This is a genomic window from Candidatus Methylospira mobilis (assembly GCF_009498235.1).
Taxonomy (GTDB): domain Bacteria; phylum Pseudomonadota; class Gammaproteobacteria; order Methylococcales; family Methylococcaceae; genus Methylospira; species Methylospira mobilis.
The window spans coordinates 2,213,375-2,237,175 of sequence record NZ_CP044205.1; the positions used below are offsets into that span (position 1 = coordinate 2,213,375).

Below are 23,801 nucleotides of genomic sequence, written 5' to 3' on the forward strand. Positions count from 1 at the left end.
CGGTCGTACTGCTGTACCTTTAAGCACCCTGCCCGATCAAGGCGATGAATATTCTACCAGCGCCGCGCGCATTTGGTGAGAATGTAAAATCGTATCAATATATCATATCATTACTTGATATACCGTATCGTATCAGATATGATATACATAAATTAATCGTATCATGTGGAGGATATTATGAACGCAGTTTTAGAGTTAAGACCAGGACGTTCAGGCATCAGCTTTGAGCGGGTAGCAGCGATTGCGGAGCAGATCGTAGCGGAAGGTGGGCGCCCTACCCTGCGTGGAATACGTGAACGGCTGGGGAGCGGTAGCCTTGGAACGATTCAGGCTCATCTGAAAGAGTGGAACGAAGGCAAAGCACCTGCTATACCGACAAGCACAACACTGGCGGCTGATGTGCAACTGGCCGTTATGGAGGAGATCGCGCGTCAAGTGCGCGGCAATCGCGCTGATCTGGATATGGAAATTGCCCAGGTAAAAAGCGAACGCGACGAGCTGACCGAGGAAAATAACAGGCTTTCCTTGGAAATCGAAGAGCAAAAGGCAGTGATCGAGTCGCTAAAAGAAGCGCTTGCAGTCGGCGCCGGGAAAACAGACGCAATGGCCGTACAGATCAAACAGCAGGAAACAGAGCACCAGATATTGAGAGACCAAGTTGAAGGGCTGAAAGTCGAGGCGGCGACCGCGACAGGCAAAGCCGAGGGGCTAGCAGTACAGCTCAACGAAATGTGGGCGCGGATAGATCAGGAGCAGGATCGCACAATAAAAGCGAACAAGGAAACGGAGATAGCCAGAATCGCAGAGCAGGCTTGTCAGGCCCGACTCGAAGCAGCGGCGCGGGAAATCGAGATATTGAAAAAACCGGCCAGTAACGGCAGTATGTCGAAAAAAACCAAACAGAAAACAGTTACACAAACAAACAGCGCCCCGGCCAGCGTGGCCGGCCACGTCAAAGCGGAGGCTGCACCATGAACACTATTTCCATAGAGATAGACGACAAAACCACGTCCGATCTGAACAGCATAGCAGCGCTTTCACACCAGAAATTTGAGGATGTCATCAAAACCGCTATCAGCCGCTATGTAGCAATGGAACAGGAAAAAATAGAGGATGAGCGCAGGTATCAGAACTGCCTGAATAATGGCGGAATTGATAATGCACGCGTAATCAACTGGCTGGAGCGTTGCAACGCTGGAGAAGATGCGCCATGCCCCAAGTAATTTGGAGCCATGAAGCCCTTGATGACTTGGCGCGTTTAGTAAATTTCCTCGAGGAAAAAAGCAGCCCTACAGCAAAGAAGGCGCGTAAGGCGATTATCGAAGCAACAAAAATAATCGAACAATTCCCGGAATCAGGAAAAATAATCTACGAAAACCCAAAAACATGGGAAGTCTACGCGGAATTTGGAAGAAGCGCTTATGTAGTCAGGTACAGAGTAAAAGCAAACGGTAACGCAGTTATTTTGCGCGTTTGGCATGGTAAAGAAAACCGGTAACATACAGCAGACTCGCCGTGCCGCGCGAGCGCGTCCCGGCAAGTCTGCTTCTTTAAATAGTGTAACGTTGAAGGTTTAACCAGAAAGACCGTCAATAATACCCTTCTTTTTACTATCTTGATCAGGTTCCGAATAAAGCTCATCGAAGCGCTTTCCACCATAATCACACACATAACGACCAGATTCACGTTTGCAGAACGTTATCGGGACATGAAAAGAACGCTGTCCGGTATGAAGCAAAGCATAAGAACCGGTCGGCCCGCTAACGACACCGGAAACACGGCCAGAAGGTTCTACCTGCTTAGGTGGACTCAAAGACGAAGCGCCGGGATTAGCAGGAGAAGATACAGGCGTTACACGAGAAACGGGCTTAGACTTTTCTGGTGCAGCTTCTGCATTCTTGAAAAAAGGGTTAAGCGCAAAATAAAAAAGAGTCAAAGAGCAAACAACAGCCGCCGCAAGAATTGCAAACTTCTTGTAAGGCAATTCTGCTTTATACGTGTGATCGACAGAAGAGCGATAGAACTGAAACAATTCAGGATCATAGGGCTTTTTTTGTTTTTGCGCATCATCATCAGTTAGGGCTATTTCAGGCTCATCGTTAACACCTTCCCAGCGGCAAACAGTCTGAACTTTAGACTTGAAATGGCGGCGATGATGAAAATGTACATCAGAAAGACGACGGATATTCTGATCTATAAATTTTGGATGCTGCGTAATTAAATAAAGATCAAAACCCCGATGACGACCCCGTTTACACAAAAACTCTTACACCCTCGACACCCTCTAGCATCAATCGAATAGACGCAACTCAACGGCACTTCCCAGATATGCGCCCAATTCGTATCGCGCAGATATGGCCCCTTCTCTATCGCCTTTACTGAACAATAGGCCGATCACGCTACCGCTATGCGCAACCTGAACGCCTAATGCGCCGTAAGATCTGCCGATGCACTCTATTTCCTCCAGATGCGGCTTGTGCAAAAAAAGCTGGTTAATACGTGCGCTGGCACTGGCTACCGCAGCGACTTGCCCTGGGTCGCGTTCGAGTACGCACTGTCTTAACCGATTCAACAATGCGGCGAACTCAACGGCCTCCTGAGTGGAGTATTCGGGAAGCGGCAATGCAATCGTGTCGATACTTGCACTTTCTGAGATATACTGAATGCTGAGTATATCCATCGGCGGCAATGGTGCTGAAAACCGCTCGACGGCAACGCCTTCGCGTTGCGCAAACAGTACACAGGCGTCGTCAAACATCAACGAATCGGAAGCTGCTTCGGCTTGCACCGCCAAACGTGCGATGGTTTGCGGCGGCAAGGTTTTACCAAACGCATTGGCAACCGCACGAATAGCCGCTATAACATCGGCGCTGGACGATCCCAAACCACGCCCTACCGGTATGTTGCTATCGATAGATAACCAGCCGCCCAAGCGGGAGACGCCAAGCAAAGCCAGCGTATGTAGTGCCGCCCGCAATGCTTTTGTTTTATTGGAAGGCAATATTTGCAGGGATTGTTGCGGCAGTCCATGATAAACCGCCGTGGAGCGATACCTTGGACACGGCAAGGTCACCAAAACAGGCTGCGGGCGCTTTTTACCGCCTTGCAGTGTAACGCCCTGGAAAATTTCTCCATGATGCCCTTGAGAATAGCCATAACCAACTATTTCGGTGTGTGGTTTAAACTTTACCTGCATTTTCTTATATTTAGCGCTTGAAAGCTTGATATCGCAGGTGGGTATGCCCGCGAAACGGAAAAATAGCAACGACCATGTTTTAAGCATGTTTGACGTTGCGGGAAAGCGCTTGATGACTGGGTCTGACCGCCGTAAAGAAAAAATTGCACATTAAAAATGGTGATTAGGTTCTGTTATGGGATAGATAACGCTATAGTCTTCGGCGCTAATTTCGAGTCGGTTATCTTACCTTCTTGTTTCCGCTCAGACCATTTTTTTCCTTTAAAAACGGGTTTTCACGACCCTGGAACCCATATTTAGCTAAAGTTTAATCGACTTAATTAACTGTACAATGCTGTGTAATTGAACATGTATTAGGCAGCTATTCATAATAATACTGTGATATTTATAGCATCCTGAATCCGTGGTTTATTTTCTGAATAGCCATAGAATTCATATGGATGCGGCGCTTTTTGCCTCACCCATAATGAACGTGAATTTCTTGTAAAATCACGCTGTTGACTCTAACCATCACGGATTCAGGAGCATATTTCGGAAGCTTTGCTAAACCAGATTAGACCTATAATGCTAGATGCGATTCTCTTTCGCTTTCAATTAAGCGCATCACATGTATTATTCCGCAATTACACCATATGAAGCACCGAGCGTTTCAGGCCATATTACGGCGGCGTGAATATTTTAATAGCGCTTTCAACAGCGATTTTTGCAGTTACAACCTTGCTGTTGGCTTTTTTTATTTCCGCTATTACTTCATCAAGTCTAGCTCCAACGTATGCTGCCGTCGCCTCTATCGTTTTTAGTTCTGACATGATTTCGGATAAACCGAGATCTTGCGCTTTAATTTGATCTTCTACATATTCATTTGAATTCCATCGTTCATAGTAAAAGTACCTCTATTTATTACAGTAGTACTGCTCCGCATAGACATTGATGATTCTTGTAATTCAAATTCAAGAGAACTTATTCTACATTGTGCGTCCAGCAGCTCTGTCGTGACTTCTTGAATTTGTGCCTCTAAACTTTGAATTTGAGCTTGCACACTGTCAACCACCACTTCTTTTACATTGACTTCAACATCTTCTTTCTTAACCGCCATTGCAGTATTTTTAAAATTAACATATTTATTTTCAATATTTGGACCAAGTTTATTATCAAAAGTTACACCCGTAGTCATTTTAAAAGCTGCGGCTGTAGTCCACTCAAACTTAGCCCCAAGAAATGTGTCAAGCTTCGTCCCAACAGTCATTGTTGTTGATGATGAAGCGTTTATATCAAACTTGACGCTCGCTGCTAAGTCTAGCTTATTGCCTATAGTCACAGTGTTAGACTGCCCTCTTATAATTTTGTTTGTATCTCCAACCAACTGAAACTCCTCTCCAAGAAACAATTCAGTTTTGCTTGCAGCTGTAGTAATCACAGGTCCTGCAGAACTCAGAGTTATATCAGTTGGCGCAGAAAGCTTAATGCCCACAGCGGCTTTTATATCAACAGCAGATGCTGTATCGATTAAAACATTTCCGGCGCTGGCAAGCGAAATAAGACCCGCTGTGTTAGCGCATATCCCTAATGGAGCACCCAAAGTCAACGACGATGCGAACATAGGTGACCCCATAAATAGATTCGCAAGTAACGCTTTATCCTCCATAATAATATAGTTACCCGCAGAGCTTTGCAGCTTTGACTGCGTCCGGTTGTCGTTATTAACAACATTGCCGGCGACAGAGTTTGGAACGGCTCCTATAATAACAGGCTGATCCGGATCGCCATTGATAAATGACAGCAATACCTCGGCGCCCTTTCTCAATGGAAAGTGCATGCCTTGCCCGCCAAAGCCGGCATATTCAGAAGATTTTCTGATCCAGGCTGAGCATTTCCCCGCATATTTATCAGTGACAACAAAGGGCATCTGTACCTTGTATTCGCCGCTTTCATTCAATTCAGCGTATTCGCCGTCGCCTTCGGCATCGATAAATGCAGTCAGCGTGCCCTCTATTTTGGGCCATGGACGCCGCATTTCGGAGCGGAACTGAACATCAGACGGTATCGCATTGATGTCCGCCCGATAAAAGTCTACACTCGCCGTTTTCTCTTGCGCTGACGCGGGGACAGTCAAACCCAGCTCCAGCAGCGCAATTGCCTGCGAACCGCAATGCCGGACGCGCGTCAGCAGATAGCGGCGGTTAAAACTGCTGCGCGGATGCCCGGTCACCTCCAGCAGATGCCCGCACCGCAAGCCGGTTGCGTCACTGCTGCCCGAATATTGTTTGGCTCGGCAGCGGAGGGTTTCAGCGTGCAATTGCGCCACTTTGCTTGCCACTTCATTGCTTCTCAGGTTTTGTCCGTACAGAAACACTTCACCGATACCTTCAGGATCAACCGTTTGCGTCGCCTTGATGCCCAGAGATGATTTCTCATGAAAATAATCCATTACAGTGACCCGTTCCGGTAAACAGCGGGTTTCACACTCCAGACTTTGCAAACGGCGGATTTCGTTCGCGCCGGCATGATTGCCGATAGGCAGATAATGCAGTTGAAGCGCCTCGTTCTTGTGCGCCATGAGCGAATGGGTGAAAACGATTTTTTCACTGCCTTCGTTTTCTTCATACCACCAATAGTCGCCCAAACGGTCGGCCCAGCGCTCGATAAATTCGTAATAGCTTTCCTGATATTGGCAAATATAATTGATTAGAAAACTTTGCCTGTCACGAGGTAATCGCCACTCGAAATCATTTGAGCTAAACCCGGCATTATCCAAAATCAGTTTAAATATTTCATTAGGATTTTTATTGAGATAAACCTCGCTTAAATGGTAGGCCGTCAAGCGCCACATTTTGGGTACCAGAACCGCGCGATAGATAGTCCAGCCGGTTGTTGCCTGATACGCATAGCTGAAATCCTGCACCAGACCGTGATAAGCGGTGGTCATGCCGCCTGCTACGCCGTCGTTGAGGGTAAACAGCGCGGGCCGCCCTATAATCCGGCTTTCGTCCAGATCGCCGTGATCCGCTACAGCGAGCAGCAGCTCAAAGCGGTAAAGCGAAGATAAGGCTTCTTCGCCTTCGAAGCGCACCACTTCGAAGCTAGTGTTCGCCAGATTTGCGCAGGAAAAGGTAAAGCGGCGATTCGAACCGCTGAGTTGACCGGATGCGTTCATGATTTCACCGAATTGCTGATTTTGACAAAATTAATTGAAATCTGCGCCATTATTTTTGATGGCGGAAATATATTTTTTCCATAATCATGCGAATTGACATTGTTGAGATAAATATCTCATGTAGAAAAAAAATCAGCCCTGCAACAAGAAACAGCATGGAAATGACAAACAATATCGCAACGGCTAAAGATACGCTGTACTGAAACAATCCGCCAATAAAATGAAGCGCAATTAGAATGCAAATAAACAACTCTGAAATGACGCACAGCGTAATGGACCAACCAGCTACTTTTGAACGATAAGACAATGCCCTTAGTTCTTCATTTAGATGGTTATGGTGAACTTCATCAACACCGTCCAACCGCTGATCCAGCTGGCGCGCGACATCTATTATCCTCGTTATCCGTGCGGAAAGAATGGAAATAATTGCCCCTATACCAGCCAGCAAAAAAACAGGGGCTACGGAAATCTGAATCAATTTACCGATATCAATATCTGAGAAACCATAATTCATGATATTATCAGCATACTTAAATGCCATTTTTCAATAATCTGAGCCAAAACCGGTCAGGATTTTGTCAATGTCATCTTCGAGTGTCTTGGCATCCCGTGCATCAAACGCCATCCATTCGCACTTAAATTTTGCGCCGCAACTTCTCGTTACGGTTGAAGAGTTCAGGGCTGTACTGCATGCGCTATTGCAAACGCTTGTCTCCCGAGACCCTGATATGCATATTGAGCCAGCCGGAAATACTTTTCGAGGGACATTCGAGCCCCGGGCGCCGGTTCGGTAGCGCGCCATTCGGCGCACGACATACTTTGAAGACCGTGGTCAGCGCTGGCGGAAAGTGATGCGGCCTTTACTAAGGTCGTAAGGCGTCATTTCCACTTTAACGCGGTCGCCGGTTAGAATACGAATGTAGTGCTTGCGCATTTTTCCGGAAATATGGGCCGTGACAATATGACCGTTATCCAGTTCCACTCTAAACATGGTGTTCGGCAAGGTATCGATTACCTTTCCTTCCATTTCAATTTGATCTTCTTTTGACATGCACCTTTCTCTGAACTGTTGTTGGGCGATTCGGTACAAACCTGCCAGGGTTTGACCGGAACCATTGATTGTTTGTAACTATTCAGCGAGCGCTTCGGTCATGCCGAAAAAGCGCTCGCTGAATAGTTACAATTTGTTTCATTGTATCAGAGTCGAGGCTATCTTCTCGCCTTTTTCAAAACGCCGCCACTCACCGTTCAATAACGCATCGATAGGCCGATAGCTGTTTTTATAGGTCATTTTCCGGCAATGCTCGACCCAAAAACCAAGATAGAGCCATGCCAGGTCCAATCGACGAGCTTCTTCGATCTGCCATAAAACCGCGTAGATTCCCAGGCTGCGTGCTTCGGCTGCATCGATATCGTAGAAGGTGTAAACAGCGGAAAGTCCGTCAGCCAGATAGTCGACGACCGCAACCGCCAGCAACTTCTCTTCGAGCCGGAACTCAACCAGGCGCCCGTTCACCCAATCGGCCTGAAGAAAGTCTTCGTAGCTGGAAGCTACGCTGTCTTCCGCTGTTTCATCATGACGCGCCCGCAGGTAGTTGAACAGCAAATGGCGCTGCTCATGCTGAAAATTCAGCGGCTTGACCAGCGCTACAAGGTCGGAATTACGCCGCCAGACTCGCGACTGCGCTCGATTCGGCTTAAAGCTGTTCACAGGCAGGCGAACAGGTATGCAAGCCTCACATTCATCGCAAAAAGGAATATAAACAGCATCGCCACTACGCCGGAATCCCTGGTGTGCAAGTTGGGAATACAAGGTAGTATTCATCGGCGTTTCGGGAGAAACCAGCGCCATGCGCGCGCGCAGGTCGGGCAAGTAAGAACAGGGCTGCTCTCCAGCCAGATACAACTCCACACGCTTCATGCTCCACTCTCCTGCTCCCAAGCGCTGGCCAAAGGCTCGTGCCTGCAAGCAACATATAATTTCCCGGCAAAATCGGTGCGGGAAATTGCCTCTGCGCCCAGCGATTCCAAGTGAGCGCTATAAACCTGGCAATCCACCAGTTTATAGCCCCAAGCGGCAAGGCAAGTCATGGCATAAGCAAAAACGGCCTTGGATGCATTGCTGACGCGATGAAACATGGACTCGCCAAAAAAAGCCCGCCCTAGCGTCACCCCATAAAGTCCGCCCATCAGCTTCCCGCCCTGCCAGGCCTCGAATGAATGCGCGAAACCCTTGCGATACAGCTCCTGGTAGGCAGCCTGCATTTCCGGAGTAATCCAGGTTCCCGCAACGCCCGGCCTCGGCGCAGCGCAGCCTTGCAACACATGCTCGAAAGCGCGATCATGACTGAAGCTGAAGTCCCCGCGACGCATTTGTTTGGCCAAACTCCGAGCCGGCTTGTAATCTTCAGGGTGAATCACCCAGCGCGGATCAGGCGACCACCACAATATCGGGTCATCATTCCCATACCATGGGAATATGCCATGGCGGTACGCATTGAGCAAGCGAACCGGAGACAAACACCCGCCTACGGCCAATAATCCGTTCGGCTCCGCCAGCGCCATCCGGATATCCGGAAACGGCTGATACGGATTATGCGGGTCCAGCGATGCCGGCATGTGACTATAGGCGATGCACAACCTCCTGGTAGATTTCCCGCATGGCGGTATCGGCGCCGTCCAGGATCACGTCCAGTTCGGTTATGCTTTGCGTCGCAAACGATACGTCGCTTAAGGCTCCGGTATTGACACGGACACTGAGCGCAGACGATTTCAGCGCCGCATAAGCCGCTACAACCGCCACTCCGGCGTCGCTCACTACATTCTTGTTGCCTTTTTCCGCAACTACGCGGCTCAGCGCGATTATCTCGGCACTGGCGCGGGCGCAAGCGAGCGGTACTTCGGTTGCGTCCTTGAGCGCCGACTGGATAGCCTGACTACGCACAGCCTTCTCCGCTTCAGTCTCCCTGGGTAACCCATAAGCCGACATTACACGGTCAAATGCTTCGATATCCTGCCGCATCATGCCCGTCAATTGCTCGCGCAAAACTTCCGCCCGCTGCAGAATATCCCTCATTTCTGCGTCTACTGCTTCATAAGCTTTTTTGTTTATGGTCAGGTTACAGACCATCGCGACCAGCGCCGCCCCCATGCCGCCCATGATGGCGGCGGCGCTGCCGCCACCCGGCGTAGGGGTCTTGCTGGCCAGCTCATTCAAAAATACCTCAAGCGACGTATCCTCAATCATACGTTTCAATTCCCGCTTCTCAATATGTAAAAACCAATAGGCAAGTATAACAGCGCGGCCATGCCTGTTTACTTAAAATATACGCCCATTTTTTTCAATGATTTATCCTGGCGACAGGCAGCGAATGATTGTGTATGGACACTCTTTCCTGCCCTTCATTACTCTACACTTCCAAGTGTCCTGATTTACGCCCGGAAAAACTGGGATACAATGTAATAATGTGCCGGTGAGTCCCGATCAGGGCAATTACAAACTTCACTACAGTAAGGATTCATGAAAAAACTTTTATTCCAGTTTGACACAGATATTCACACATCGGCTTTCGACACAGTCGTGGCTTACGATGGCGGAGCCGATCACGTTATCGGTCATGCCGGACTATCCCCGGAAACCGTAGGAAAACTGGTCGAAGGCGCCATTTTCACGCGCGCGCCCAAAGACAAAAAAAACACCGCGATTTTCATCGGCGGCAGCGATTTGATCGCCGGGGAGCATCTGTTGAAGGCGGTAAAAAACACGTTTTTCGCCGACTTCCGCGTTTCAGTGATGATCGACAGCAACGGCAGCAATACCACTGCCGCAGCCGGCGTGGCAAAGCTGATCGGAAGCTTTAAAAGCGGCAATCTAGCGGCAAAAAAGGCGGTAGTGCTGGCAGGCACCGGTCCCGTCGGGCAGCGCGCCGCCGTCATGCTAGCCAGGGAGGGCGCAGATGTCAGCGTCACCTCGCGCAGTCTGGCCCATGCAACGGATGCCTGCGCAGCGATGCAAAGCCGTTTCGGCGTCAAACTGACGCCGGTTGAAGCAATAGACAACGAAGCGCGCGCGACCGCCATCCGGGATGCGCAAATTGTCTTTGCAACTGGCGCGGCGGGCATTGCGCTGCTTGACGCCGAGCACTGGCAAAACAATACGAATCTGGAAGTAATCATGGACGCCAACGCCACTCCGCAGCTCGGGATAGGTGGAACCGACGTGCTGGATCGAGGCGCAGAAAAGCACGGCAAAATCGTCTGGGGCGCCATCGGTTTCGGCACACTGAAACTGGCGCTGCACCGCGCCTGCATAGCGCGCCTGTTCGAGCAAAACGATTTGGTGCTGGATGTCGAAGAAATCCTGGCGATTGCGAAGAACATGGCGTGATTAAACGGCCGACTCTTGAAAAAAACAATAACAGCCCCCATCGAATGACGCGTACAGAGTTAATAAACAACTTGTTCCACCATCCAGGGTTAGCTAAAACATGACAATTGCAGAACAGAAAGTAACATTGGGCTTCGAAGCCGAAGTCAAACAGCTGCTTCAGCTGATGATCCATTCGCTATACAGCAACAAGGAAATCTTCCTGCGCGAACTGATTTCCAATGCATCGGACGCCGCCGACAAGCTGCGCTTCAGCGCACTGAGCCATGAAGCGCTGTACGAAGACGACAGCGAGCTGAAGATCCGCATCGAACTCGACAAGGATGCGCGCACGCTGACCATTACCGACAACGGCATCGGCATGAGCCGCGAGGAAGTGCAACAGAACATCGGCACCATAGCGCGCTCCGGCACGCGCCAGTTCTTCGAAGCACTCACCGGCGACGAAGCGAAAGACAGCCAGCTGATCGGCCAGTTCGGCGTCGGTTTTTATTCGTCTTTCATCGTCGCCGACCGCGTGGTGCTGGAAACGCGCCGCGCGGGCGCGGCGCATTCCGAAGGCGTGCGCTGGGAATCGCAGGGCGAAGGCGATTACACGCTGGAATCGATAGAAAAACCGCAGCGCGGCACCCGCGTCATCCTGCATCTGCGCGACGGCGAGGACGATTTCCTGGAAAGCTGGCGACTGCGCACCACGGTACAGAAGTTCTCCAACCATATCTCGCTGCCTATCGAGATGAAGAAAGAACATCACGGCGAAGATGCGGACGCTCAGCCCGAAGAATACGAAACCATCAACAGCGCTTCCGCGTTGTGGACCAAATCGCGCGACGAGATAACCGACGAAGCTTATAACGAATTCTACAAGCACGTTTCGCACGACTTCCAGGAACCGCTGGCGCGCGTACATAGCCGCGTCGAAGGCACCAACGAATTTACCCTGCTGCTGTACGTGCCGGCTCATGCGCCGTTCGACCTATGGGACCGGGAGACCAAGCACGGCATCAAGCTCTATGTGCGCAAAGTCTTCATCATGGACGATACCGAAAAACTGATGCCGCGCTATCTGCGCTTCATCCGCGGCGTGATCGATTCCGACTCGCTGCCGCTCAACGTCTCGCGTGAAATCCTGCAGGAAAACAAACTGCTGGACAAAATTCGCGCCGGCGCTGTGAAAAAAGTGCTGGGGCTGTTCGAAGACCTCGCCAAAAACGATTCGGAAAAATACGCCGCACTGTGGAAGCAATTCGGCCAGGTCATCAAGGAAGGTCCGATCGAAGACTTTGCCAACAAGGAGCGCATTGCCAAACTGATGCGTTTCAACTCGACGCACAGCGCCTCGGATGTACAGGATGTTTCCTTCGACGACTATATCGGACGCATGAAGGAAGGCCAGGATAAAATCTGGTATGTCACTGCAGAAAATCTGGCTGCGGCCAAAAATAGCCCGCATCTGGAAATCTTCAAGAAAAAGGGCATCGAAGTCATCCTGCTGCACGAACGCGTCGACGAATGGCTGGTATCGCACCTGTCCGAATACGACGGCAAGCATCTGCAATCCGTCGCCAGAGGCGAACTGGATCTGGGCGATCTGGAAACGGAAGAAGAAAAACAGGAAGTAGAAAATGTCGCCAAGGATTTCGAGGGGCTGATCGAAAAAATCAAGAAAACCCTCAACGACAAAGCTGGCGATGTCAAACTCAGCCACCGTCTCACCGATTCGCCCGCCTGCCTGGTCACCGAGCATTACGGCATGAGCCGCACCATGGAACGCATCATGAAGTCGGCAGGCCAATTCGCGGCAGGCGGCAAACCGATACTGGAAATCAACCCCAAGCACCCTATCGTGTTAAAGCTGCGCGACGAAAGCAACGACAGCCGCTTCGACGATCTGGCGCATATCCTGTTCGATCAGGCGGTGCTGAGCGAAGGCGGGCAACTGGACGACCCGGCCAGCTTCGTGCATAAACTGAACGGCTTGCTGCAAAATCTGGCAGACTAAAAAGTCACAGATCCCCCGCCTGAGCGTACTTGCTCAGGCGGATCGCCGCTCGCCGCATAAACGCCTGATGGTGACTCGCTCAACATCTGGCTCGTTATCGTGCAAAACCAACAATGCAGAAGTATCGAGTAAAAGCCGCTCATGCTTCATGCTCGATGCAACGATCCATCAACAGGCGTTCCGCTGCGGCACCTTTACCTAGAAAAGCAGCAATGGCATCGACTGGCGATAACTCGGCAGACGGTTAGTCCCGCACTGGATCAAGTGCGATAGAAATCACTTCAGTGCAACGGTGGCGCAATTCCTGCCGAATGGTAATCATATCTTGTGGATCATCAATAATTTGACAAATGGCACACTCGATATGTTTCCTTCGTATTGTAAGCATTAACGCGCGATCGCGCACATCTAATCATCCCGATTACGGCATGAGGCATGCGGCATGCGGCTCTTAGAAGCTGTTCACATAATCTTTTCAGTAGTAACGCCAGGAAGGCCAAATGGATAAACTGCAAGCTGGTATTGAGCTCGCGCTCGCAGTTTTTCCATAAACGCCGGCATTTTTCCAACCAGGCGAAAGAGCGTTCAACCATCCGGCGTTGAGGTATCACCGCAAAGGTTGGATTTGCTCAAAGGCTTCTTTAACTGATATCGCTTGGGTATTTTTTCTCACTCTGCTATTTTACAACTTGTTAGCAAAAATCGTGAACAGCTTCTAAAAACTGTCCATTTGTAATTCGCCCGCTTGATCACATGGCTTTAGTGACTACTTGACTGATCGAAGCAATGCATCAGCGTCATGTTACAAGAAAATGACATGAATACTTGACATATTACCTACACATCTGCATAATAGACGGACTAACGCGGGGTGGAGCAGTCTGGTAGCTCGTCGGGCTCATAACCCGAAGGTCATAGGTTCAAATCCTGTCCCCGCTACCATATACAAGTTATAATAATAAAAATAAGCGGTTAGCGCGCATCATGAGGCCATACACGATTATCGGTTTGGCCTTTTTGTTTACCCCACTCAGAAATCCCCATGCTCAGCTATCGCCACGGCTTTCACGCCGGCAATTTTGCCGACGTATTCAAGCACTTGGTGCTGAGCCTGCTCATACAATCCCAGCTCCGCAAAAACAAGCCCTTTTATTACCTGGATACGCATGGTGGCAGCGGGTGCTACGACCTGAATTCCGGCATGGCGCGTAAAAACCGCGAATATGAAAGCGGTATCGGACGAATATGGCAGGAAAAGGACATACCTGACGAGGCGCAAGGTTATTTCGAAGTGGTTCGCCACATCAACCCGCAAGGCGCGCTCAATACCTACCCCGGCTCTCCCTGCCTGACACGTTTTTTCATGCGCGCCGGCGACCGCATGGATGTATGCGATCTGCACAACACCGAGGCGGGCGCATTGAAAACCCTGTTCGCAAAAGACAGCGCGGTAAAAGTACACGCAATGGACGGCTATCAAGCGCTCAAAGCCCTGCTTCCTCCCAGAGAGCGTAGAGGCGTTGTGCTTATCGATCCCGCCTTCGAGTTGAAGGACGAACGCGAACGCCTGCTGGAAGCACTGAAACAGGCCTATAAACGCTGGTCTACCGGCATTTATGCGGTGTGGTATCCGATACAGGACAAAGCCGCGCTGGACTGGTTTCATCGCCAACTGGCGCGTAGCGGCATTGCGCCCATCTTATGTACCGAGCTGACCATACACGATCAATATCAGCCGTTACGCCTGAACGGAAGCGGACTAATCATTATCAACCCGCCCTGGCAACTCGATCAACAACTCGAAGCTGCCGGTCCCTGGCTGCTGAATAAACTTTCCCCGGACGGCAAGGGCTTGTTCAAACTGGAGTGGCTGGCGTATCCACCTGAAAGATTGCCCGGAAACGCAAACTCGTAAAATTTAGTCAGAGCGTCATTGCTCAGTCAGCAGAACTTGTGCATGAAAAGCTTGCTCATAAATCTGTCGCGCAATTATAGCCTCCAGTGAGTATTTTTGCAGGAGTGACCTTTAGTCAGCGCATTGCAGACCGATCGCGGGCTGAAGCCCGCTCCTACGGGGCATGGGTATATACACAAATCAATAAATCATTGTTTTTAATCGCCATCACCCACAACGGAGGCTGGCAACGAAAGTTGACTTGTTACACGTCAAAACTTCATTTCAACAACGCTTTCATATCGCGCACCGCCGATTTCAGTCCGGTAAAGATCGCGCGCGCAATGATGGCATGTCCGATGTTTAGTTCGACGATTTGAGGAATTTGGCAGATTTCGGCAACATTGTGGTAATGCAGGCCATGCCCTGCGTTTACCTGCAAGCCCAGCGCTTCCGCCTGCTGAGCGGCCTGTCGTAACCGGGTCAATTCCTGTGCCTGCGTAACAGTGGTGGCGGCGTCGGCGTAATGCCCGGTATGTAACTCGATAACGGGCGCGCCGCTACGCCCTGCGGCTTCTATTTGGGCGGGGTCGGCATCGATGAACAAGGATACTTCAATACCGGCCTCCCCCAGCTGGTGGCAGGCGCGTCGTATGCGCGCAAAGCTGCCTATGACGTCCAGTCCGCCTTCCGTGGTCAGCTCTTCGCGCCGCTCCGGCACCAGGCAGCATGCCGGCGGCTTGATGCGCGCGGCAATCGCGACCATTTCGTCGGTTACGGCCATTTCCAGATTCAGGCGCGTCTGTATCATATCCAACAGCCGCTCGATGTCGATATCCTGCATGTGGCGGCGGTCTTCGCGCAAATGCGCGGTGATACCGTCGGCGCCGGCCTCTTCAGCCAGTAATGCAGCCTGGATTACATCGGGGTAGCGCGTGCCGCGCGCCTGACGTATGGTGGCTACGTGGTCGATGTTGACGCCGAGCCGCCGTGGTTTGGATTCAGTCATGAGCCAGGCTTTCCATAAGCATATTTGAACAGGTCGCGGCTTTTTAATGTCCGTCCGGCGAGGTAGTGGTTAATGATTTGCCGCATAAGGCGTTTGGCTTCGGCCTGCTGGTCTGCGCCGGAAACGGCGCCGGCCGCAAGAGCCAGCAAGGTGGAGCCGCTATAGGTTTGCGCGTCGGGCCGAACCGCCGGACGCGCGCCGTGTTCGACTATAAAATGGTAATGGCGCCCGGATTCCAGTGGCGTATAGCTGTCCGCTTCATGTTCGAGCTCCAAGCCATACCCCATTTGTTCCAGCAGGCTGAGCTCGAATCCGCGCAGTAGTTTTTCTATCCGCTGATCGCTTTGCAGCGTCGCCAATGTCGATTCGTACAGTTCAAACACGCCGGGATGTGGATCGTGCCTGTGCAACAAATAATAGAGTAACTCGTTGAGATAAAAACCGCAATAGAGCGCTCGGCCGGATAATTGCATGGCTTTTCCGCGTGGCTCGACGGCATTCAGAACCGGTAAATCGGTGCGTCCGCGCCAGAAAACGTTGAACGGCAGAAATGGCTGCAATAATCCGGCCTGCGTCCTTTTTCCACGCAATGCGCCCTTGGCCAGCACGCTGACCAGGCCATAATCGCGTGTGAAGACATCCATGATCAGGCTCGTTTCGCGCCAGGCGCGCCGGTGTATCAGCCAGGCAGGAGTTAATGAGATATTTTCCAACAGAAAACCGCACGCTTTGATGAGCATCCAACACCGATTGACTTGAAACATTTTCATTCGACCGGAGCCTCTTTCGCTCCTCCACTTAACTCAGGACGAACGAACCCACTTTACGACTGAAGAAAGAAAGAGCCCCCCTACCCTGTTCAATCGTTGTACCCCAGGCTTAACAGCGCGCGCTCGTTATCGGACCAGCCTTTTTTCACTTTAACCCACAGGTTGAGATAAACCTTGCTGTTTATCAATTTTTCTATATCTTCACGAGCGCGCTGGCCGACTTTTTTCATTACTTCGCCATCGGTGCCGATTACAATCTGTTTCTGGCCCTCGCGCTCCACCCAGATGATAGCGTGAATACGCACCAGATTGCCCTCCTGCTTGAACTGCTCGATTTCGATGGTGATGGCATGCGGTACTTCCTGGCCTAGACTGCGTATCAGCTTTTCGCGGATAATTTCAGCCGCCATGAAGCGTTCGGAACGATCGGTAATCTGATCGTCCGGATAAATGGGTTCGCTTTCCGGCAACAGCGCCATGATTTGCGCTTCGAGCGCATCGAGATTGATTTGGCGCAACGCGGAAATAGGAACAATGGCGGCAAAGTCGAATTGCGCGGACGCTTTTTCCAGAAAGGGCAATAGCCTGTCCTTGTCTTCGCACTGGTCTATCTTGTTGACGGCCAGAATTACCGGGCAGTCGGCCTGTTTGATTTTTGCCAGCATCCAGTCGTACTCGGCTTGCCAGCTCCACTGGTCGACCAGCCAAACCGCCACATCGACGCCTTGCAGCGCCGAATCCGCCGTACGGTTTAAATAGCGGTTCATCGCACGCTTTTCGCTGTCGTGCATGCCCGGCGTATCGACAAAAATAGCCTGGCCGTGCTCCGTGGTTTTAATACCGTGTATGCGATGGCGCGTGGTTTGCGGCCGGCGCGATGTGATGCTGATTTTTTGCCCTATCAAATGATTGAGCAAGGTGGATTTGCCTGCATTCGGCAACCCTATCAAAGCGACATAACCGGTTTTTTTTATCATTATTTGATTCTCAATTCGGTGCTAAGCCGCGCCAATAACAACTCGGCGGCCTCCTGCTCTGCTTTTTTGCGCGAACTGCCTTCGCCGGTTACAACATCGTTCAATAATGCGATCTTGCACGCGATACGAAAAAGCTGATCATGCGGTTGCCCTTTTTGAGACAGCAGGGTGTATTCAGGCAATGGCAATCCGCGCGCCTGCATGATTTCCTGCAAGCGTGTCTTCGGGTCCTTGTTGCGATTTTCCAGCGACAGCCGCTCGATGGCATCGTGAAATAGCTGAAGTATCCATGTCCGGCAGGCTTCCATGCCTTGATCGAGCACCAAAGCGCCCATGATCGCTTCCATAGCGTCGGATAGCGCGGAGTCGCGGCGATAGCCGCCGCTCTTCAGTTCGCCGGAACCCATGATCAAATAGTCGCCCAGCTGCAGCGCACGCGCTATCGCCGCCAGAGAGCTTTGATTGACCAGGGAAGAACGGAAACGGCTGAGAACGCCTTCATCCGCATCGGGAAACTTTTCGTATAGGCGCTCGGCAACGACAAACCCCAGTATCGAATCTCCGAGAAATTCCAGGCGCTCGTTATGTTTGATATCGGCGCTGCGATGCGTCAACGCGCGCTTCAGCAGTTCGGGATTATTGAAATAAAGCCCCAACTTTTTTGCGAGTTTGTCCGGTGCCAGGATCAAGGTTGTCCGGTCTCGGTGCTGTCGTCAAAAAAAATCAGGGCCGACAGGTTGCCCACGAGCGGCACTACGACGTCATAAGCTATCCGTATCTGATGGCGACCATCCGGCTGGGACTGAATCATTATATCTTCGCGCGCAATATCGTCGACTTGCTCAAGTTGCCAGCGCTGTTGCAATAAACCGATAATTTCCTCTTCGGATTTTTCGCCTCTGGCCAGCTCCGACGACAGCTGCATCAGCACGGCTTTGGCATGGAAATGTTCGATATAGACGGGAACCACCTTGACCGCTACTGCCGCGAAAATTCCGATCAGCGCGAATACCCCAAAAAAACCTATACGTCCCATCCCTATGTGCTCCCTTGCTCGATTTACCGCCTATTTCACCAGCGTACCCAGCCGATTCCAGGCAACGCCGCCATTATCCAGATCCCAGCTCATCCAAATGAAAAAAGCCCTGCCAACCAGATTTTCTTCCGGCACGGTCCCCCAATAACGGCTATCGTTACTGTTGTCGCGATTATCGCCCATCACGAAATAACGCCCTTCCGGCACGGTAAAATCGCCTTGTACCGAAGGCTGTTCCTGCCGAATCAGGATATCATGGCTGACGTTACCCAAATCTTCGGACAAGGTCAATGCGCCGCTCATGGTTTCACCCTTGCCTTTACCCTGATAAACGCCCAGCGGCGTAGCTTCCACGCGTTCGCCGTTAATAAACAATTGCTTGTCATGATACCCGATGCGGTCTCCCGGCAGCCCTATCACGCGCTTGATGTAATCTACCGATGGGTCTTTCGGAAAACGGAACACCACGATATCGCCGCGCTTCGGCTCGTTCAGCTCTATTACCTTGTCATGCAGCACCGGCAGCCTGATACCATAAGTAAATTTGTTGACCAGGATAAAATCGCCGATCAGCAAGGTAGGCATCATCGAACCGGAAGGTATTCTGAACGGCTCGACCAGAAACGAGCGCAACAGCAATACGATGAATATGACCGGAAAAAAAGAACGCGCATATTCAACGATGACTGGCTCCTGCACCGGGTGGGAATCCGGCCCGCGCAATTTTGACCAGAACAGGTAACCGCCCCAGATCAAGCCCGTGCCTATGCTGCCCAGCACCAGAACCAAGGAGAAATCTACATTCATACTAAATCCTTATGAGTCTTTTGCAACGCGCAGCACCGCCAGGAATGCTTCCTGCGGAATATCTATCTTGCCGACCTGTTTCATGCGTTTTTTTCCGGCCTTCTGTTTTTCCAGCAGTTTTTTCTTACGGGTAATATCGCCGCCATAACATTTGGCCAGCACGTTCTTGCGCATGGCCTTGACTGTCGAACGCGCTATGATTTTTGCGCCTATCGCAGCCTGGATCGCCACTTCGTACATTTGTTTCGGTATCAAGTCCTTCATGCGCTCGACCAGATCGCGTCCGCGCGTCAAACTGATATCCCGGTGCACGATCAAAGACAATGCGTCGACCTTGTCGCCGTTAATCAGAATATCGAGCTTGACCAGCGGCGCTGACTGAAAACGGACAAACTCGTAATCGAACGACGCAAAACCGCGGCTGACCGATTTGAGCCGGTCGAAGAAGTCCAGCACCACCTCGCTGAGCGGCAGCTCGAACCCCAACGCGACCTGGTTTCCCATATATTGCAGTTTCTGCTGCACGCCGCGTTTTTCTATGCACAAGGTAATCACCGCACCGAGATAATCCTGAGGCACCAGAATATTGGCCAGGATAATCGGTTCGAGAATATCGGCGATTTCGCTGGGTGCGGGCAAATCGGCCGGATTATGAATTTTGATGGTTTCGCCGCCGCTGGTAACCACTTCATAAACAACAGTCGGCGCCGAAGTAATAAGATCCAGGTCGTACTCGCGCTCCAGGCGCTCCTGAATAATTTCCATGTGCAGCATGCCGAGGAAACCGATGCGGAAGCCGAAGCCCAGCGCCTGCGACGATTCCGGTTCGTATTGCAGGGCAGCGTCGTTCAGGCGCAGTTTGCTGAGCGCTTCGCGCAGATTTTCATAATCATCCGATTCTACCGGGAACAAACCGGCAAACACGCGCGGCTGCACCTGCTGAAATCCCGGCAAGGCATCCGTCGTCGGGCAGTCGGTAGCGGTAATCGTATCGCCGACCGGCGCGCCGAAAATATCCTTGATCGACGCCACCATGAAACCGACTTCGCCCGGCCCCAGGCTGTTCTTGTCGACCTTTTTCGGCGTAAAAACGCCGACTTGATCGATGGTATGGCTTTTTCCGGTAGATAGCAGCATAATTTTCTGTTTGCGCGACATGACTCCGTTGACTACGCGCACCAGCGAAACCACGCCCAGATAGTTATCGAACCAGGAATCGATGATCAGCGCCTGCAGCGGCGCATTGGCGTCGCCTTGCGGCGGCGGAATGCGCTCGACCAGCTGCTCCAGCACATCTGTGACGTTCAACCCGGTCTTGGCGCTGATGCGCACCGCATCCTCGGCCGGTATGCCGATAATTTCCTCGATCTCCTTGATGACTTTTTCGGGATCGGCGGAAGGCAGATCGATTTTGTTCAGTACCGGCAGCACTTCCAGACCCTGCTCGATGGCGGTGTAGCAGTTGGCGACGCTCTGCGCTTCCACGCCCTGCGCCGCATCCACCACCAGCAGAGCGCCTTCGCAGGCCGCCAGCGAACGCGACACTTCATAGGAAAAATCGACATGCCCCGGCGTGTCGATGAAATTGAGCATATAGACTTGCCCGTCTCGCGCCTTGTAATCCAGGGTAACGCTCTGCGCCTTGATGGTAATGCCGCGCTCGCGCTCGATATCCATGGAATCGAGCACCTGATTGGCCATTTCCCGGTCGCTTAGACCACCGCACAGCTGAATGAAGCGATCGGCCAGCGTCGATTTGCCATGATCGATATGGGCGATGATGGAAAAGTTTCGTATGTACTTGAGGTTTGAAGAATTCATTAAGAATTTTAGTATGATGTTTTGGGGCTATGCACACCGCCATGTACACAAAGCGAAAACTACCTGTATTCGTTCCGCATACTACAACAGAAGATTATAGCGCAATCGATCGACTTGCTGTAGGACTTTCCCAACCTTCTACGTTGTCCTGGCCCCAGGACACGAAGCGACTGTTTGGCAATTTTTTGGACGTTGATTGACATGTCATGGGATAGTGGAACCAGCCTGGACAAGGTTGACCATGGCGCAACCGTTTCCATTCCAGCCAGAAAACGTCCGCTCTCCCAATGCTGTAAAGGCTAGTTGTTTCTTCCGGTGAACCAGGTTATCCGTCAGCCCGCCGTTAGAAAATCATTGACTACTAAATCATATTATTTTTTAATATTTGCAAACCTTATCGGTTTAAATTTCAACATTGTTTGTATAACAAATGTTTTTAGAACCGAGACCGCGCATGAGCAAGCAAGCGATTTTTTGCCTATCCTTCCACCAACACAAGCGGGTCCTTAAGCAAGTTCTTAGAGAAACACGGAATAAGACGTTTCCATTAAAGGTTCGACACACTCACAACCTGCCAAAACAATTGCTTGCCGTTCATCCTGAGGCAATCGAAGAATTTTATCGGCGCTTCATCTGCATTAGGTGCTTTGCAGCCTTCCCCCCAACTCGACACCCGTAACCTGACTGTGTTCATCGTTGTCCCGCGCCGGCACTCGGGCGATGGCAGGCACCAAGCTGGAACGATTCAACCCTAAGGTTTACAGTCCAACGCGATTTGACGGCTACTAAAGCCTATATTCCTCAAAGGAGATTCCTATGGCAATCATCAAAAAATCAGTAAACGTAAACCGTGACGTGCCGACTGAAGTTCGCGCTTCAGCTGCCAGGGATGCGGAAGTTCAGCGTAAGAAAGCGCGTACCCTGGCCAAGCAGCAGCAAGCGGCAGAGCGTATCGCCGCCGCCACCGGCCAGTTGTCCGCAGGCGTGAACGAAGCCGCTTCCGCCGCCGAAGAGCTGAAGCGCGCTTCCGATCAGATCGCCACCGGCGCGGAAGAAGCGTCCGGCTCCGCACAGGAATCGGTAACCGCGCTGGGACAGGTCGCAGCCGCCGTTACCCGTCAGCTGCAAAACGCGGACATCAGCCAGACCAAGATGGATGCCTGCCAGACGCTGGTAGCCAAAACCAGCGCCGAAGTCGCCAGCCTGATCACCAACGTTGATGTTGCAGCGCAACGTCAGATCGCATCCGTGGCCATGGTCGTCGAGCTGGAAAAGCAGGCCGCCAACATCGGCGATATCGTCAAGGCGGTCGGACGCATTGCCGACCAGACCAACCTGCTGGCATTGAATGCCGCCATCGAAGCGGCGCGCGCCGGCCAGCACGGCAAGGGTTTTGCCGTGGTGGCCGACGAAGTGCGCACGCTGGCGGAAACTTCGGAGAAAAGCGCGAAACAGATTCAGGATCTGGTCGGACAAATCCAGCAGGAAGTCAAGGTGATTGCCGAAGGTATCAATACCTCGGCCAAAACTGTTGAAGCCGAAATCGAAAACGGCAAAACCATTTCCGCACAACTGGAGCAGATCCGTCTCGACGCGATTGTGGTAACCGACGCCGTGCGCGAAATCGCTACCGGCGCGCAGCAATCCAATACCGCATCGCAGCAGGCGCTACAAGCTGCCGAAAACATAGCTTCCGCCGCCGAGGAGCAATCCAGCGCCGCCGAAGAATCCGGAAAGACAGTTGCCGAACAGGCGCAGGCGCTGGCCGAATGCGAACAGTTGGCGCAAAGCCTGTCGGAACTGGCCGACGAGCTGAAAAACTCCACCGATGTCGCCAAGAGCGCAGAAGAAGTCGCCTCAGCCGCCGAAGAACTGTCTTCAGCCGTGCAGGAAATCAACCGTTCCGGCACCCAGATCATGGCCGCCATCGAACAGATACGCAAAGGCGCGCAGGTGCAGGCCGCCGCCACCGAAGAATCCGCCTCCGCGTTGGCGCAGATCGAAAAAGGCCTGGAAGTCGGGCAGGCGCGCGCCGCAGTCTGTCTTGAAAAAGTCAATGTAATAAGAGGCCTGCTCGACACCAACAAGACATCTGTCGATGCCTTGATCAAGGGCATCAGCGATTCAGCAGTCGCATCGCGCGACAGCATCAAGCAGGTCAAGGATCTGGAACTGGTATCGCGCCGCATCGACAAGATCGTCGACGCCATCGCCACCGTGTCGATCCAGACCAATATGCTCGCCGTCAACGGCTCCATCGAAGCTGCGCGCGCCGGTGAATTCGGCAAGGGTTTCGTGGTAGTCGCCACAGATATTCGCAATCTGGCGCACGATTCCGCCGAAAACGCCGACCGCATCAAGGACCTGGTCAAGGCGGTACAGGACCAAATCGGCGTGGTCGGGCGCGACCTGAATGAAATCGTCGTCGCGGCGCAGAGCGAAGTGGAAAAGGCCAAGGCCAGCACCGTTGCGCTGGTGAATATCGAAATCGATGTCGCCGGCGTGGAAAAAAGCACACAGGAAATCCTCATCGCCGCCAACGAAATCGCCGCCGCGCTCGGACAAGTAAAAACCGGTGTCGATCAGATTGCAGCAGCCGCGCAGGAAGCCGACAAAGCCGCCACAGAAGCCGCCGCCGCCGCCACCCAACAGTCCAAGGGCGCGGAAGAACTGGCCGCAGCCATCGAAGAAATTGCTTCTCTCGCCGACGAATTGCAGAGCGCCTGAACCTCATCCATCCCTGGGACA

At 51.8% G+C, this 23,801-nt stretch carries 23 protein-coding genes, 1 tRNA gene and 1 pseudogene; 8 read left to right on the plus strand and 17 right to left on the minus strand.

All coding sequences use genetic code 11. The features are described 5' to 3' along the window. Window positions 1–177: 177 nt before the first annotated feature. From F6R98_RS09855 to F6R98_RS09865, 3 genes are read left to right on the plus strand one after another with little or no spacing between them, the layout of a single operon-like run. Window positions 178–975: a DNA-binding protein gene (locus F6R98_RS09855; protein ID WP_153248860.1), complete on the plus strand. Its 798-nt coding sequence runs from the start codon at window positions 178–180 to the stop codon at window positions 973–975. Next, window positions 972–1,223: a ribbon-helix-helix domain-containing protein gene (locus tag F6R98_RS09860; RefSeq protein ID WP_153248861.1), complete on the plus strand. Its 252-nt coding sequence runs from the start codon at window positions 972–974 to the stop codon at window positions 1,221–1,223. Before F6R98_RS09855 ends, F6R98_RS09860 begins: the two co-directional genes overlap by 4 nt. Continuing rightward, complete coding sequence (locus F6R98_RS09865) at window positions 1,211–1,498, plus strand: type II toxin-antitoxin system RelE/ParE family toxin (RefSeq protein WP_153248862.1); 288 nt, start codon at window positions 1,211–1,213, stop codon at window positions 1,496–1,498. The genes F6R98_RS09860 and F6R98_RS09865 overlap by 13 nt, the downstream gene beginning before the upstream one ends. 75 nt (window positions 1,499–1,573) lie before the next feature. Here F6R98_RS09865 and F6R98_RS09870 read toward each other — a convergent pair whose 3' ends face one another. From F6R98_RS09870 to fchA, 9 genes are all read right to left on the minus strand, one after another. Further along, on the minus strand, window positions 1,574–2,260 hold the full coding sequence (locus F6R98_RS09870) for a zonular occludens toxin domain-containing protein (RefSeq protein WP_153248863.1): 687 nt from the start codon (window positions 2,258–2,260) through the stop codon (window positions 1,574–1,576). Between the two features lie 30 nt (window positions 2,261–2,290). Beyond that, window positions 2,291–3,196: a GHMP family kinase ATP-binding protein gene (locus tag F6R98_RS09875; RefSeq protein ID WP_194270215.1), complete on the minus strand. Its 906-nt coding sequence runs from the start codon at window positions 3,194–3,196 to the stop codon at window positions 2,291–2,293. A gap of 659 nt (window positions 3,197–3,855) precedes the next feature. Then, complete coding sequence (locus F6R98_RS09880) at window positions 3,856–4,005, minus strand: hypothetical protein (protein WP_153248865.1); 150 nt, start codon at window positions 4,003–4,005, stop codon at window positions 3,856–3,858. A 41-nt stretch (window positions 4,006–4,046) separates the two neighbouring features. Next, complete coding sequence (locus F6R98_RS09885; RefSeq protein WP_153248866.1) at window positions 4,047–6,350, minus strand: type VI secretion system Vgr family protein; 2,304 nt, start codon at window positions 6,348–6,350, stop codon at window positions 4,047–4,049. A gap of 49 nt (window positions 6,351–6,399) precedes the next feature. Continuing rightward, entirely contained in the window at window positions 6,400–6,891 is a 492-nt protein-coding gene (locus tag F6R98_RS09890) for a DUF2721 domain-containing protein (RefSeq protein WP_153248867.1), read from the minus strand. A 291-nt stretch (window positions 6,892–7,182) separates the two neighbouring features. Continuing rightward, window positions 7,183–7,401 carry a translation initiation factor IF-1 gene (gene infA, locus F6R98_RS09895; protein ID WP_153248868.1) on the minus strand — a complete coding sequence of 73 codons (219 nt, stop codon included), beginning with the start codon at window positions 7,399–7,401 and terminating at the stop codon, window positions 7,183–7,185. 138 nt (window positions 7,402–7,539) lie between these two features. Further along, window positions 7,540–8,271: an arginyltransferase gene (locus F6R98_RS09900; RefSeq protein WP_153248869.1), complete on the minus strand. Its 732-nt coding sequence runs from the start codon at window positions 8,269–8,271 to the stop codon at window positions 7,540–7,542. Further along, the gene (aat, locus tag F6R98_RS09905) at window positions 8,268–8,969 is read right to left on the minus strand and encodes a leucyl/phenylalanyl-tRNA--protein transferase (protein ID WP_153248870.1); all 702 of its coding nucleotides are present in this window, start codon (window positions 8,967–8,969) and stop codon (window positions 8,268–8,270) included. Before aat ends, F6R98_RS09900 begins: the two co-directional genes overlap by 4 nt. A 4-nt stretch (window positions 8,970–8,973) precedes the next feature. After that, complete coding sequence (fchA, locus tag F6R98_RS09910) at window positions 8,974–9,597, minus strand: methenyltetrahydrofolate cyclohydrolase (protein WP_153248871.1); 624 nt, start codon at window positions 9,595–9,597, stop codon at window positions 8,974–8,976. A 273-nt stretch (window positions 9,598–9,870) separates the two neighbouring features. On the opposite strand from fchA, the gene F6R98_RS09915 reads away from it, so the two are divergent. Both F6R98_RS09915 and htpG read left to right on the plus strand, forming a co-directional pair. Next, complete coding sequence (locus F6R98_RS09915; protein WP_153248872.1) at window positions 9,871–10,737, plus strand: NADP-dependent methylenetetrahydromethanopterin/methylenetetrahydrofolate dehydrogenase; 867 nt, start codon at window positions 9,871–9,873, stop codon at window positions 10,735–10,737. Window positions 10,738–10,837: 100 nt separating this feature from the next. Then, window positions 10,838–12,739 (plus strand): molecular chaperone HtpG, encoded by a 1,902-nt coding sequence (gene htpG, locus F6R98_RS09920; protein ID WP_153248873.1) that lies wholly within the window; start codon window positions 10,838–10,840, stop codon window positions 12,737–12,739. Window positions 12,740–13,206: 467 nt separating this feature from the next. Here htpG and F6R98_RS09925 read toward each other — a convergent pair. Then, window positions 13,207–13,359 (minus strand): annotated as a pseudogene (locus F6R98_RS09925) (transposase); the annotation flags it as partial. Between the two features lie 245 nt (window positions 13,360–13,604). On the opposite strand from F6R98_RS09925, the gene F6R98_RS09930 reads away from it, so the two are divergent. Both F6R98_RS09930 and F6R98_RS09935 read left to right on the plus strand, forming a co-directional pair. Then, window positions 13,605–13,681: transfer RNA gene (locus F6R98_RS09930), tRNA-Met, on the plus strand. Between the two features lie 100 nt (window positions 13,682–13,781). After that, window positions 13,782–14,654, plus strand: a complete 873-nt coding sequence (locus F6R98_RS09935; RefSeq protein WP_153248874.1) for a 23S rRNA (adenine(2030)-N(6))-methyltransferase RlmJ — start codon at window positions 13,782–13,784, stop codon at window positions 14,652–14,654. A gap of 259 nt (window positions 14,655–14,913) precedes the next feature. Here the strand turns inward: F6R98_RS09935 and pdxJ are convergent, their stop codons facing one another. The 7 genes from pdxJ to lepA form a co-directional block, all read right to left on the minus strand. Continuing rightward, entirely contained in the window at window positions 14,914–15,642 is a 729-nt protein-coding gene (gene pdxJ, locus F6R98_RS09940) for a pyridoxine 5'-phosphate synthase (protein ID WP_153248875.1), read from the minus strand. After that, window positions 15,639–16,382, minus strand: coding sequence for a DNA repair protein RecO (recO, locus tag F6R98_RS09945; protein ID WP_194270216.1), 744 nt, complete (start codon window positions 16,380–16,382; stop codon window positions 15,639–15,641). The genes pdxJ and recO overlap by 4 nt, the downstream gene beginning before the upstream one ends. 119 nt (window positions 16,383–16,501) lie before the next feature. Next, window positions 16,502–17,389, minus strand: coding sequence for a GTPase Era (era, locus tag F6R98_RS09950; protein ID WP_153248877.1), 888 nt, complete (start codon window positions 17,387–17,389; stop codon window positions 16,502–16,504). Continuing rightward, window positions 17,389–18,078 carry a ribonuclease III gene (gene rnc / locus F6R98_RS09955; protein ID WP_153248878.1) on the minus strand — a complete coding sequence of 230 codons (690 nt, stop codon included), beginning with the start codon at window positions 18,076–18,078 and terminating at the stop codon, window positions 17,389–17,391. The genes era and rnc overlap by 1 nt, the downstream gene beginning before the upstream one ends. After that, window positions 18,075–18,425 carry a DUF4845 domain-containing protein gene (locus F6R98_RS09960; RefSeq protein ID WP_153248879.1) on the minus strand — a complete coding sequence of 117 codons (351 nt, stop codon included), beginning with the start codon at window positions 18,423–18,425 and terminating at the stop codon, window positions 18,075–18,077. The genes rnc and F6R98_RS09960 overlap by 4 nt, the downstream gene beginning before the upstream one ends. 30 nt (window positions 18,426–18,455) lie before the next feature. After that, complete coding sequence (gene lepB, locus F6R98_RS09965) at window positions 18,456–19,232, minus strand: signal peptidase I (RefSeq protein ID WP_153248880.1); 777 nt, start codon at window positions 19,230–19,232, stop codon at window positions 18,456–18,458. A 9-nt stretch (window positions 19,233–19,241) separates the two neighbouring features. Then, complete coding sequence (lepA, locus tag F6R98_RS09970; protein ID WP_153248881.1) at window positions 19,242–21,053, minus strand: translation elongation factor 4; 1,812 nt, start codon at window positions 21,051–21,053, stop codon at window positions 19,242–19,244. Between the two features lie 816 nt (window positions 21,054–21,869). On the opposite strand from lepA, the gene F6R98_RS09975 reads away from it, so the two are divergent. Then, complete coding sequence (locus F6R98_RS09975; RefSeq protein WP_153248882.1) at window positions 21,870–23,780, plus strand: methyl-accepting chemotaxis protein; 1,911 nt, start codon at window positions 21,870–21,872, stop codon at window positions 23,778–23,780. The last annotated feature ends 21 nt before the right edge of the window (window positions 23,781–23,801 follow it).

Excerpts from the sequence above, each read along its gene's own strand:
- F6R98_RS09855 (WP_153248860.1), top strand. The coding sequence starts at position 178 with ATGAACGCAGTTTTAGAGTTAAGACCAGGACGTTCAGGCATCAGCTTT.
- F6R98_RS09860 (WP_153248861.1), top strand. The coding sequence starts at position 972 with ATGAACACTATTTCCATAGAGATAGACGACAAAACCACGTCCGATCTG.
- F6R98_RS09865 (WP_153248862.1), top strand. The coding sequence starts at position 1,211 with ATGCCCCAAGTAATTTGGAGCCATGAAGCCCTTGATGACTTGGCGCGT.
- F6R98_RS09875 (WP_194270215.1), bottom strand. The coding sequence starts at position 3,196 with ATGCAGGTAAAGTTTAAACCACACACCGAAATAGTTGGTTATGGCTAT.
- F6R98_RS09880 (WP_153248865.1), bottom strand. The coding sequence starts at position 4,005 with ATGTCAGAACTAAAAACGATAGAGGCGACGGCAGCATACGTTGGAGCT.
- F6R98_RS09885 (WP_153248866.1), bottom strand. The coding sequence starts at position 6,350 with ATGAACGCATCCGGTCAACTCAGCGGTTCGAATCGCCGCTTTACCTTT.
- F6R98_RS09890 (WP_153248867.1), bottom strand. The coding sequence starts at position 6,891 with ATGGCATTTAAGTATGCTGATAATATCATGAATTATGGTTTCTCAGAT.
- infA (WP_153248868.1), bottom strand. The coding sequence starts at position 7,401 with ATGTCAAAAGAAGATCAAATTGAAATGGAAGGAAAGGTAATCGATACC.
- F6R98_RS09900 (WP_153248869.1), bottom strand. The coding sequence starts at position 8,271 with ATGAAGCGTGTGGAGTTGTATCTGGCTGGAGAGCAGCCCTGTTCTTAC.
- aat (WP_153248870.1), bottom strand. The coding sequence starts at position 8,969 with ATGCCGGCATCGCTGGACCCGCATAATCCGTATCAGCCGTTTCCGGAT.
- fchA (WP_153248871.1), bottom strand. The coding sequence starts at position 9,597 with ATGATTGAGGATACGTCGCTTGAGGTATTTTTGAATGAGCTGGCCAGC.
- F6R98_RS09915 (WP_153248872.1), top strand. The coding sequence starts at position 9,871 with ATGAAAAAACTTTTATTCCAGTTTGACACAGATATTCACACATCGGCT.
- htpG (WP_153248873.1), top strand. The coding sequence starts at position 10,838 with ATGACAATTGCAGAACAGAAAGTAACATTGGGCTTCGAAGCCGAAGTC.
- F6R98_RS09935 (WP_153248874.1), top strand. The coding sequence starts at position 13,782 with ATGCTCAGCTATCGCCACGGCTTTCACGCCGGCAATTTTGCCGACGTA.
- pdxJ (WP_153248875.1), bottom strand. The coding sequence starts at position 15,642 with ATGACTGAATCCAAACCACGGCGGCTCGGCGTCAACATCGACCACGTA.
- recO (WP_194270216.1), bottom strand. The coding sequence starts at position 16,382 with ATGCTCATCAAAGCGTGCGGTTTTCTGTTGGAAAATATCTCATTAACT.
- era (WP_153248877.1), bottom strand. The coding sequence starts at position 17,389 with ATGATAAAAAAAACCGGTTATGTCGCTTTGATAGGGTTGCCGAATGCA.
- F6R98_RS09960 (WP_153248879.1), bottom strand. The coding sequence starts at position 18,425 with ATGGGACGTATAGGTTTTTTTGGGGTATTCGCGCTGATCGGAATTTTC.
- lepB (WP_153248880.1), bottom strand. The coding sequence starts at position 19,232 with ATGAATGTAGATTTCTCCTTGGTTCTGGTGCTGGGCAGCATAGGCACG.
- lepA (WP_153248881.1), bottom strand. The coding sequence starts at position 21,053 with ATGAATTCTTCAAACCTCAAGTACATACGAAACTTTTCCATCATCGCC.
- F6R98_RS09975 (WP_153248882.1), top strand. The coding sequence starts at position 21,870 with ATGGCAATCATCAAAAAATCAGTAAACGTAAACCGTGACGTGCCGACT.